The following is a 10,732-nucleotide window of genomic DNA, read 5'->3' on the forward strand; positions in this document are numbered from 1 at the left end:
CAAGCATAACAAAAGCCCGGTACGATCGCGAAATCATTGCGGGTGAAAACTAAATTTCAGCGTTCTTTCACGCTAATTTAACAAAAATACAGCATAGCTCCGGCGAACGCCGTATAATCACCCGCCTGTATAGAGGTCAATAACAACTCCATGAAATACCACGATCTACGCGAATTTCTGACATTACTGGAGCAGCAGGGGGAATTGAAACGGATCTCCCTGCCGGTCGATCCTCACCTGGAAATCACCGAAATTGCCGACCGCACTTTGCGAGCTGGCGGTCCGGCGCTGCTATTCGAAAATCCCAAGGGCTACGCCATGCCGGTGCTGTGTAATCTTTTCGGCACGCCGCGGCGAGTCGCGTTGGGGATGGGGCAGGAGGATGTCAGTTCTCTGCGGGAAGTGGGTAAGCTTCTGGCATTCCTGAAAGAGCCTGAACCCCCAAAAGGCTTCCGCGATCTGTTTGATAAGCTGCCGCAGTTCAAACAGGTGCTGAATATGCCGACGAAGCGTCTGCGCGGAGCGCCGTGCCAGCAAAAAATCATTCAGGGTGATGATGTTGATTTGACCCGAATCCCGATCATGACCTGCTGGCCGGAAGATGCCGCGCCGCTGATTACCTGGGGTCTGACGGTGACCCGCGGCCCGCATAAAGAGCGGCAGAATCTGGGCATTTATCGCCAGCAGCTGATTGGCAAGAACAAGCTGATTATGCGCTGGCTATCGCATCGCGGCGGCGCGCTGGACTTCCAGGAGTGGTGCGCGGCGCGTCCTGGCGAGCGTTTCCCGGTCTCCGTCGCCCTGGGCGCCGATCCGGCAACCATTCTCGGGGCGGTGACTCCGGTTCCGGATACCCTTTCCGAATATGCTTTTGCCGGGCTACTGCGCGGCACCAAAACCGAAGTCGTGAAGTGCATCTCTAACGATCTTGAGGTGCCCGCCAGCGCGGAGATCGTGCTGGAAGGGTATATTGAAGCCGGAGAAATGGCGCCGGAAGGCCCGTATGGCGACCATACTGGCTACTACAATGAAGTGGATAACTTCCCGGTCTTTACCGTTACCCACATTACTCAGCGTGAAGATGCCATCTATCACTCGACCTATACCGGGCGTCCGCCGGATGAGCCGGCGGTACTGGGCGTTGCGCTGAACGAAGTGTTCGTCCCCATTCTGCAAAAGCAGTTTCCTGAAATCGTGGATTTCTATTTGCCGCCTGAAGGCTGTTCCTATCGCCTGGCGGTCGTCACGATGAAGAAGCAGTACGCCGGTCACGCGAAACGCGTCATGATGGGCGTCTGGTCGTTCCTCCGCCAGTTCATGTATACCAAGTTTGTTATTGTCTGCGATGACGATGTCAACGCGCGCGACTGGAATGATGTGATTTGGGCGATTACTACCCGTATGGACCCGGCGCGTGATACGGTACTGGTAGAAAATACGCCAATTGATTATCTGGATTTTGCCTCACCGGTTTCCGGTTTGGGTTCAAAAATGGGGCTGGATGCCACAAATAAATGGCCTGGAGAGACCCAGCGCGAGTGGGGTCGTCCGATCAAGAAAGATCCTGAGGTGACGGCGCGCGTCGACGCCATCTGGGATGAACTGGCTATCTTCAAATAACAGTAAGCGGGGCTACGCCGCTGTTTTGCACAATAGACCCGACAGAGGGGACGCATGACAACCTTAAGCTGTAAAGTGACCTCAGTGGAGGCGATTACCGATACTGTGTATCGCGTTCGATTAGTGCCGGAAGCGGCGTTTTCCTTCCGTGCCGGTCAGTATCTGATGGTCGTGATGGACGAACGCGATAAGCGCCCATTCTCAATGGCCTCCACGCCGTCGGAACAGGAGTTTATCGAGCTGCATATCGGTGCATCTGAACTGAACCTGTATGCGATGGCGGTGATGGATCGAATCCTGAAAGAGCGTCAAATCGAGGTCGATATGCCGCATGGCGAAGCCTGGCTGCGCGATGATGAAGAACGTCCTCTGATTTTAATCGCCGGGGGAACGGGTTTCTCTTACGTGCGTTCGATTCTGCTCACGGCGCTGGCGCGCAATCCGAATCGCGATATCGCCATCTACTGGGGCGGGCGCGAAGCGAAACATCTCTATGACCTGGCCGAGCTCGAAGCGTTAAGCCTGCAGCATCCGGGCCTGCGCGTCGAACCCGTTGTTGAGCAGCCCGACGCCGAGTGGCGCGGCCGTACCGGAACCGTACTCACGGCGGTTCTGCAGGATTACGGTTCGCTGGGCGAGCATGATATCTATATCGCTGGCCGCTTCGAGATGGCGAAAATTGCCCGCGACCTGTTCTGCAACGAGCGCGGCGCGCGCGAAGATCGCCTGTTTGGTGATGCCTTTGCGTTTATCTGATAGCCGCTCTGCCGGCATCCGGGCTTTTGGCCCGGATGCTGTTGTTACCGGGCATAGCTGAAGTAAACGTACAGCGGTCGTTCGTTTTCCAGCAAACAGAGCATTTTCCCTACCGGGTTCCCTTCTTTTTCCAGCGTGGCGGTTAGCTGCGTCGCGATATGCTGGCTGCCTATCTTCTCATCATAGCGTTCGGTAGTGATATCGGTGACGGTCAGATCCTTGAACCGCTCGCTTTGCGGATCCTGCGCCATTTTACCGATCCCCCATGAGAGGCATGACTGAGCGCTATCCTGTTCGCTGGCGAGCGCTGCGGCAGGGAACGTCGTTAGCAGAAAAATGATGGGGATTATTTTCATGACTCTTCATTATCCTTAATGAGCGTGACGTATCCGGTGATAATAACCGAATAGCGGAAATAAAAAACCCGCCCCTGACAGGCGGGAAGAACGGCAACTAAACCCTCTCTCTTCGCCATTGTCACCATAACTGCGTGGGCTGCATTCATTCACCCGAATCACTTACTATATGTAAGCTCATCGGGATTCATTCACTTGCCGTCATGTTCTGGTACCAATGGCTTTGAGATAACTCTTTGATTAAACCCGCTCGAATACCGTCGCGATACCCTGACCTAAACCAATACACATCGTCGCCAGGCCGAACTGCGCGTCTTTGCGCTCCATCTGATTGATCAATGTGGTGCTAATGCGCGCGCCGGAACAGCCGAGCGGATGACCCAGGGCGATCGCGCCGCCGTTGAGGTTGATCTTCTCGTCGATCTGTTCCATCAGTCCCAGATCTTTAATGCACGGCAGGATCTGTGCGGCAAAAGCTTCGTTCATTTCGAACACATCGATATCGCTGGTGGAGAGCCCGGCCTTTTTCAGCGCCAGTTTTGACGCGGGAACCGGACCATAGCCCATTATTGACGGGTCGCAGCCGACGACAGCCATCGAACGCACGCGAGCGCGGGGCTTCAGGCCCAGCTCGCGAGCGCGGCTTTCGCTCATTAACAGCATGGCTGCGGCGCCATCGGAGAGGGCGGATGAGGTTCCCGCCGTCACGGTACCGGTTACCGGATCGAACGCGGGTCTAAGCGCGGCCAGCGCTTCAACCGTTGTCTCCGGGCGAATCACTTCGTCGTAGCTGTAAGACTTCAGCACGCCGTCGGCGTCGTGACCGCCGGTCGGGACAATTTCCGCTTTGAATGCGCCGGATTGCGTCGCGGCCCAGGCGCGGGCGTGGGAGCGAGCCGCAAACTGGTCCTGCATCTCGCGGCTGATGCCGTGCAGGCGCGCCAGCATTTCTGCCGTCAACCCCATCATTCCGGCGGCTTTGGCGACGTTACGGCTCAGGCCCGGATGGAAATCTACGCCGTGGCTCATCGGGACGTGCCCCATATGCTCTACGCCGCCAATCAGGCATACGCTGGCATCGCCGGTCATGATCATGCGTGCCGCGTCGTGAAGCGCCTGCATGGAGGAACCGCACAGCCGATTGACCGTGGTGGCGGGTACCGAATGCGGGATTTCCGCCAACAGCGCCGCGTTGCGGGCAATATTGAAGCCCTGTTCCAGAGTCTGCTGAACGCAGCCCCAGTAAATATCGTCAATCGTGCTGGCTTCAAGGGATGGGTTGCGTGAAAGCAGGCTACGCATCAGGTGTGCGGAGAGATCTTCCGCGCGCACGTGGCGAAAAGCGCCGCCCTTCGAACGGCCCATCGGGGTACGAACTGCATCGACAATGACAACCTGTTCCATTGTGACTCCTTAAGCCTTTTTCAGGTCGCCTGGCGCACGGGCAGGCTCAACCGGTGGATAGTACGGTTCGTTATGACGTGCTTTGCTGCGCAATCCTTCCGGCACGTCGTATAGCGGGCCGAGATGCTGATACTGCTGGGCCATATCGAGATATTTTGCGCTACCGAGCGTATCCAGCCAGCGGAACGCGCCGCCGTGGAACGGAGGGAAGCCCAGGCCATAAACCAGCGCCATATCGGCTTCTGCCGGGCTGGCGATAATGCCCTCTTCGAGACAGCGGACCACTTCGTTGACCATGGGGATCATCATGCGGGCGATAATCTCTTCATCGCTGAAATCACGCTTCGGCTGGCTGACTTCCGCCAGCAGGCTATCGACTGCGGCATCCTCTTCCTTCTTCGGCTTACCTTTACTGTCTTCTTTGTAGCGCCAGAAGCCGAGGCCATTTTTCTGGCCGAAACGGTTAGCGTCGAACAGCGCATCGATAGCATCGCGATAATCTTTCTGCATCCGCTGCGGGAAGCCCGCCGCCATGACCGCCTGCGCGTGATGCGCGGTATCAATGCCAACGACGTCCAGCAGATAGGCCGGGCCCATCGGCCAGCCAAACTGCTTCTCCATCACTTTATCGACTTTGCGGAAGTCCGCGCCGTCGCGCAGCAGCTGGCTGAAACCGGCGAAGTAGGGGAACAGCACGCGGTTAACAAAGAAACCGGGGCAGTCGTTGACCACAATCGGCGTTTTGCCCATTTTGCTGGCCCAGGCGACCACTTTCGCGATGGTTTCGTCCGAGCTTTTCTCGCCGCGAATGATCTCGACCAGCGGCATCCGGTGCACCGGGTTAAAGAAGTGCATACCGCAGAAGTTTTCCGGGCGCTTCAGTACGCTGGCCAACTCGCTGATGGGAATGGTGGAGGTATTCGAAGCCAGCACGGTATCCGGGCGGACTTTGTCTTCCGTTTCCGCCAGCACCGCTTTTTTCACTTTCGGATTCTCAACAACGGCTTCGACCACGACGTCCACGCGTTCAAAGCCGGCGTAATCCAGGGTTGGCTGAATAGTAGAAATGACGCCAGCCATCTTGAGACCGTCGATTTTGCCGCGCTCAAGCTGTTTATTTAGCAGCTTGGCCGCTTCGGTCATGCCCAGCGTCAGCGATTTGTCATTGATATCTTTCATCACCACCGGCACGCCTTTCCAGGCTGACTGGTATGCAATGCCGCCGCCCATAATCCCCGCGCCCAGCACGGCCGCGTGTTTTGGCGTGTCGATATCTTTCGTCAGCTTCTTCGCTTTTGCTTTGACGTACTGATCGTTAAGGAAGATACCTACCAGCGCACGCGCTTCGTTGGTATGCGCCAGCGGGACGAAACTTTTATTTTCCAGATCCAACGCTTCTTCACGGCCAAAGCGGGCGGCGGCTTCGATGGTTTTAACGGCGGTAATCGGGGCCGGGTAGTGCTTCCCGGCAGTTTGAGCCACCATGCCTTTGGCGATGGTGAAACTCATCGCGGCTTCAATTTTACTCAGATGAAGCGGCTCCAGCTTCGGCTGGCGCTTCGCCTTCCAGTCCAGGTCGCCTTTAATAGCCTGACGCAGAATCGCGACCGCGCCATCGATCAGTTTTTCATGTTTAACCACGCCATCGACGAGGCCGATTTTTAATGCCTGTTCGGCGCCAACGTCTTTACCGGCGGCAATGATTTCCAGCGCGCTGTCCGCGCCAAGCATCCGCGGCATCCGCACCGAGCCGCCAAAGCCCGGCATGATGCCCAGCTTCGTTTCCGGCAGACCAATGCGCAGATCCGGCGTCGCCAGGCGATAATCGGTCGCCAGCACGCATTCGCAGCCGCCGCCCAACGCATAGCCGTTGACGGCGGAGATGGTCGGAACCGGCAAATCTTCCAGGCGATTAAATACGCTATTAGCGAAATGCAGCCACTGGCTGAGCTGCTCTTCGGGAACCAGGAACAGAGAAAGAAATTCGGTGATATCCGCGCCGACAATAAAAGCGGCTTTCTCGGAGCGTAGCAGCAGCCCTTGCAGATCTTTTTGTTTTTCGAGTACGTCCAGCGCTTCACCGAGGCTGGCTACGGTTGCGGTATCGAGCTTGTTGACCGAGCCGGGGGCATCAAATACCAGTTCGGCAATGCCGTCTTCCCGCCAGTCGAGGTACAGGGTGTCGCCTTTGTAGAGCATGTCAGTCTCCTGAATCCAGCAATATGATCTGGTCGTACCAGATGAGACGGAGTGTGGATTTTATGTTAAGAAATTGCAAATAAGACTTTAAATAAATGCTGGTCGGATCACACCCGGTAGAGATCACCCCGTTTGAGGTCATTGTGCTAAGATGCGAAGCATCACGATCTCATAAAATCAAAGGATAAAAGATGGAATCCCTTGCCGGTCTCTATAAAAATCATATCGTTACCTTACAAGAACGCACCCGCGATGTTCTGGCCCGCTTTAAGCTGGATGCCCTGCTGATCCACTCCGGTGAACTGGTCAACGTCTTCCTTGACGATCATCCGTATCCGTTCAAGGTCAATCCCCAGTTCAAAGCCTGGGTGCCGGTTACGCAGGTCCCTAACTGCTGGCTGCTGGTGGACGGCGTCAACAAACCCAAACTGTGGTTCTATCTGCCGGTCGACTACTGGCATAATGTGGAACCGCTGCCGACCTCATTCTGGACCGAAGAGGTGGATGTGATTGCCCTGCCGAAAGCGGATGGTATCGGTAGCCAGCTGCCTGCCGCGCGCGGCAATATTGCCTATATCGGGCCGGTGCCGGAACGTGCGTTGGGGTTAGATATCGCGGCGGATAAAATCAACCCGAAAGGGGCGATCGATTATCTGCACTACTATCGTTCTTATAAAACTGACTATGAGCTGGCCTGCATGCGCGAAGCGCAGAAGTCAGCGGTTAACGGTCATCAGGCCGCTCATGAAGCGTTCCTCTCCGGGATGAGCGAGTTTGATATCAACCAGGCCTATCTGACCGCGACCGGCCATCGCGACACCGATGTACCGTACAGCAACATTGTGGCGCTGAACGAACATGCCTCCGTGCTGCATTACACGAAGCTGGATCATCGCGCGCCGGCGGAATTGCGCAGCTTCCTGCTGGATGCGGGCGCGGAGTATAACGGCTATGCGGCGGATCTGACGCGTACCTGGGCGGCGCATGGCGATAGTGACTATGCGCAACTGATTAAAGACGTTAATGAGGAACAGCTGGCGCTGATTAGCACCATGAAGGCGGGCGTGAGCTACGTGGATTATCATGTCCAGTTCCATCAGCGTATTGCCAAACTGCTGCGTAAACATCAGATAGTCAAAGATATGAGCGAAGAGGCGATGGTGGAAAACGACCTGACCGGACCGTTTATGCCGCACGGCATTGGTCATCCTTTGGGTCTGCAGGTTCATGATGTCGCGGGTTTTATGCAGGATGATTCGGGGACCCATCTGGCCGCGCCGGCAAAATATCCTTACCTGCGCTGCACGCGCGTACTGCAGCCGCGGATGGTATTGACGATTGAACCAGGCATCTACTTTATTGAATCGCTGCTGGCGCCATGGCGCGAAGGACAGTTCAGCAAACACTTCAACTGGCAGAAAATTGAAGCGCTGAAACCGTTTGGCGGTATTCGTATTGAAGACAACGTCGTGATCCACGAAAACAGTATTGAAAACATGACGCGCGATCTGAAACTGGCGTAATGGAAAGCTGGTTGATACCGGCCGCGCCGGTTACCTTTGTGGAAGAGATCAAAAAGAGCCGCTTTATCACGCGGTTGGCGCACACCGACGGCGTAGCGGCGGCAAAGGCGTTTGTTGAATCAGTCAGGGCGGATCACCCGGATGCCCGCCACCACTGCGTGGCGTGGGTCGCCGGGCCTCCGAATGACTCGCAGCAGCTGGGATTTTCCGACGATGGCGAACCGGCGGGGACGGCGGGTAAACCGATGCTGGCGCAGCTGATGGGTAGCGGCGTCGGCGAGATAACCGCTGTCGTCGTGCGCTACTACGGTGGTATTCTGCTGGGCACCGGCGGCCTGGTCAAAGCGTACGGCGGCGGTGTGCACCAGGCGCTTGCGCTGCTGACAACACAGCGCAAGACGCCGCTGACCGCGTATACTTTGCAGTGTGAATACGGGCAGTTGGCCGGGATTGAAACGCTGTTGGCTCAGTTCTCAGGGAAAATTGTCGAAAGCGAATATCAAGCGTCTGTTCAGCTGCGCGTGGCGCTTCCTCAGGCTGAAGTGGCGCTATTTTCAGCAAAACTGGCTGATTTTAGTCGCGGTTCGTTGCAATTACTGAAGATTGACGAATAATCCCCACCTGATTTTTTTGCATATCAAAGGAAGCGCCAGAGATGCATTTTCGCGCGATAACCCGAATCGTTGGACTACTGGTCATTTTGTTTTCGGGGACAATGATCCTCCCGGGATTAATAGCCCTGATATATCGCGATGGTGCGGGGCGGGCGTTTACCCAGACCTTTTTCGTTGCCCTGGCGATCGGCTCGCTGCTGTGGTGGCCCAACCGTCGTGAGAAGGGTGAACTGAAATCCCGCGAAGGGTTTCTCATCGTCGTGCTGTTCTGGACGGTGCTCGGAAGCGTCGGTTCGCTGCCCTTTATCTTCTCTGAACAGCCCAACCTGAGCATTACGGATGCCTTCTTTGAATCCTTCTCGGGTCTGACAACGACCGGGGCAACCACGCTGGTTGGGTTGGATTCGTTACCCCACGCTATTCTTTTCTATCGTCAGATGCTGCAATGGTTTGGCGGGATGGGGATCATCGTGCTGGCGGTAGCGATACTGCCGATACTGGGCGTCGGGGGGATGCAGCTGTATCGGGCGGAAATGCCCGGGCCGCTGAAAGATAACAAGATGCGGCCGCGCATTGCTGAGACGGCGAAAACGCTGTGGCTTATCTATGTCTTACTGACGGTAGCCTGTGCGCTGGCGCTGTGGTTTGCCGGCATGCCGGCGTTCGACGCCATCGGGCACAGCTTCTCGACGATTGCGATTGGCGGATTCTCCACCCATGACGCCAGCGTGGGCTACTTTAATAGCCCAACGATTAACTCCATTATTGCGATTTTCTTGCTGATATCGGGCTGTAACTACGGCCTGCACTTTTCATTACTCAGCGGGCGCAGCCTGAAAGTGTACTGGCGCGATCCCGAATTCCGCATGTTCATCGGCGTGCAGCTCACGCTGGTGGTGGTATGTACCCTGGTGCTGTGGCTGCATGACGTCTACAGTTCGGCGCTCATGACGGTGAACCAGGCGTTCTTTCAGGTTGTGTCGATGGCGACAACGGCGGGCTTCACGACCGACAGCATTGCGCGCTGGCCGCTATTTTTACCGGTCCTCCTCCTCTGTTCGGCTTTTATCGGCGGCTGTGCCGGGTCGACTGGCGGTGGTTTGAAGGTTATCCGTATTCTTCTGCTTTTCAAGCAGGGTAACCGCGAGCTTAAACGGCTGGTACATCCTAACGCGGTATACAGTATTAAACTGGGGAACCGCGCGTTGCCGGAACGTATCCTGGAAGCCGTCTGGGGATTCTTCTCCGCCTATGCGCTAGTGTTTATCATTAGTATGCTGGCGATTATCGCCACTGGCGTGGATGATTTCTCGGCCTTTGCTTCGGTCGTTGCGACGCTGAATAACCTTGGCCCTGGGCTGGGCGTGGTGGCGGATAACTTTGCGACGATGAACCCTGTCGCAAAATGGATCTTGATTGCTAATATGCTGTTTGGTCGTCTGGAAGTGTTCACCTTGCTGGTGCTATTTACTCCGACTTTCTGGCGCGAATAACAGGAGTGCCTGTGAAAACTTTGATTCTCTTTTCTACCCGCGATGGACAGACGCGTGAAATCGCATCCTATCTGGCATCTGAATTAAAAGAGCAGGGGATTGATGCGGACACGATCGATCTCAACCGCACCAATGAAGTGGAGTGGAGGCTATACGATCGTGTCGTCATCGGCGCATCAATCCGCTATGGTCATTTTCATCCCGCCTTAGAACGGTTTGTAAAAACGCATCTTCAGTCGCTGCAGGCGCTACCGGGCGCCTTTTTCTCGGTCAACCTCGTCGCGCGTAAGCCAGAAAAACGAACGCCGCAGACCAACAGCTACACGCGAAAGTTTCTGCTTAACTCGCCGTGGCAGCCGCAGCACTCCGCGGTGTTTGCCGGTGCGCTCCGCTATCCACGCTATCGTTGGTACGATCGGTTTATGATTCGCCTTATTATGAAGATGACCGGCGGCGAAACGGATGTCAGTAAAGAAGTGGTGTATACCGACTGGCAGCAGGTAGGCAGATTTGCGCGAGAAATTGCGCAAATGACCAGCAAATAGCGCGTTAAATCACCCTGATGATGGAAAGTTGAGCGAACGAAAAGTTTTTTGAAATTTCCCCTTGTCACTTCGGAATTACTCCCTATAATGCGCTCCCACTGACACGGAACAACGGCTTACAGCCCGCCGGGTCAGCGGGATTCAGCGATGAATACCGGCAGAGAAAAGCGAAAATAATCGCTTGACTCTGAATGAGGAAAACGTATTATACGGGACCTCGCG

At 55.8% G+C, this 10,732-nt stretch carries 9 protein-coding genes; 6 read left to right on the forward strand and 3 right to left on the reverse strand.

Annotation, left to right across the window (positions count from 1 at the left end; translation table 11 throughout):
• Positions 1-150 precede the first annotated feature (150 nt).
• Together ubiD and fre are read left to right on the forward strand one after the other, a co-directional pair.
• Complete coding sequence (gene ubiD, locus HMPREF1144_RS09000) at positions 151-1,620, forward strand: 4-hydroxy-3-polyprenylbenzoate decarboxylase (RefSeq protein ID WP_004097597.1); 1,470 nt, start codon at positions 151-153, stop codon at positions 1,618-1,620.
• A gap of 54 nt (positions 1,621-1,674) precedes the next feature.
• A complete protein-coding gene (fre, locus tag HMPREF1144_RS09005; RefSeq protein WP_004097599.1) occupies positions 1,675-2,376 on the forward strand; it encodes an NAD(P)H-flavin reductase in 702 nt (233 codons plus the stop codon).
• Between the two features lie 44 nt (positions 2,377-2,420).
• On the opposite strand, the gene HMPREF1144_RS09010 is transcribed toward fre, so the two are convergent.
• From HMPREF1144_RS09010 to fadB, 3 genes are all read right to left on the reverse strand, one after another.
• The gene (locus HMPREF1144_RS09010; RefSeq protein WP_004097608.1) at positions 2,421-2,732 is read right to left on the reverse strand and encodes a hypothetical protein; all 312 of its coding nucleotides are present in this window, start codon (positions 2,730-2,732) and stop codon (positions 2,421-2,423) included.
• A 240-nt stretch (positions 2,733-2,972) separates the two neighbouring features.
• Positions 2,973-4,136 (reverse strand): acetyl-CoA C-acyltransferase FadA, encoded by a 1,164-nt coding sequence (gene fadA, locus HMPREF1144_RS09015; RefSeq protein WP_004097616.1) that lies wholly within the window; start codon positions 4,134-4,136, stop codon positions 2,973-2,975.
• A 9-nt stretch (positions 4,137-4,145) separates the two neighbouring features.
• Positions 4,146-6,335 carry a fatty acid oxidation complex subunit alpha FadB gene (gene fadB, locus HMPREF1144_RS09020; protein WP_004097617.1) on the reverse strand — a complete coding sequence of 730 codons (2,190 nt, stop codon included), beginning with the start codon at positions 6,333-6,335 and terminating at the stop codon, positions 4,146-4,148.
• 191 nt (positions 6,336-6,526) lie between these two features.
• Here fadB and pepQ point away from each other — a divergent pair, with 191 nt between their 5' ends.
• Genes pepQ through hemG form a run of 4 tightly spaced genes read left to right on the forward strand, consistent with a single transcriptional unit; the run spans position 6,527 to position 10,510 of the window.
• A complete protein-coding gene (gene pepQ, locus HMPREF1144_RS09025; RefSeq protein WP_009652560.1) occupies positions 6,527-7,858 on the forward strand; it encodes a Xaa-Pro dipeptidase in 1,332 nt (443 codons plus the stop codon).
• Positions 7,858-8,472, forward strand: coding sequence for an IMPACT family protein (locus HMPREF1144_RS09030; RefSeq protein WP_009652559.1), 615 nt, complete (start codon positions 7,858-7,860; stop codon positions 8,470-8,472). The genes pepQ and HMPREF1144_RS09030 overlap by 1 nt, the downstream gene beginning before the upstream one ends.
• Before the next feature lie 41 nt (positions 8,473-8,513).
• Positions 8,514-9,965 (forward strand): Trk system potassium transporter TrkH, encoded by a 1,452-nt coding sequence (trkH, locus tag HMPREF1144_RS09035; RefSeq protein WP_004097624.1) that lies wholly within the window; start codon positions 8,514-8,516, stop codon positions 9,963-9,965.
• An 11-nt stretch (positions 9,966-9,976) separates the two neighbouring features.
• Positions 9,977-10,510 (forward strand): menaquinone-dependent protoporphyrinogen IX dehydrogenase, encoded by a 534-nt coding sequence (gene hemG / locus HMPREF1144_RS09040; protein WP_004097625.1) that lies wholly within the window; start codon positions 9,977-9,979, stop codon positions 10,508-10,510.
• The last annotated feature ends 222 nt before the right edge of the window (positions 10,511-10,732 follow it).

It is taken from the genome of Klebsiella sp. OBRC7, assembly GCF_000293135.1.
In the GTDB taxonomy this organism is placed as follows: Bacteria; Pseudomonadota; Gammaproteobacteria; order Enterobacterales; family Enterobacteriaceae; genus Klebsiella; species Klebsiella michiganensis.

Coding starts and splice junctions, on each gene's coding strand:
- ubiD (WP_004097597.1), top strand. CDS start 151: ATGAAATACCACGATCTACGCGAATTTCTGACATTACTGGAGCAGCAG.
- fre (WP_004097599.1), top strand. CDS start 1,675: ATGACAACCTTAAGCTGTAAAGTGACCTCAGTGGAGGCGATTACCGAT.
- HMPREF1144_RS09010 (WP_004097608.1), bottom strand. CDS start 2,732: ATGAAAATAATCCCCATCATTTTTCTGCTAACGACGTTCCCTGCCGCA.
- fadA (WP_004097616.1), bottom strand. CDS start 4,136: ATGGAACAGGTTGTCATTGTCGATGCAGTTCGTACCCCGATGGGCCGT.
- fadB (WP_004097617.1), bottom strand. CDS start 6,335: ATGCTCTACAAAGGCGACACCCTGTACCTCGACTGGCGGGAAGACGGC.
- pepQ (WP_009652560.1), top strand. CDS start 6,527: ATGGAATCCCTTGCCGGTCTCTATAAAAATCATATCGTTACCTTACAA.
- HMPREF1144_RS09030 (WP_009652559.1), top strand. CDS start 7,858: ATGGAAAGCTGGTTGATACCGGCCGCGCCGGTTACCTTTGTGGAAGAG.
- trkH (WP_004097624.1), top strand. CDS start 8,514: ATGCATTTTCGCGCGATAACCCGAATCGTTGGACTACTGGTCATTTTG.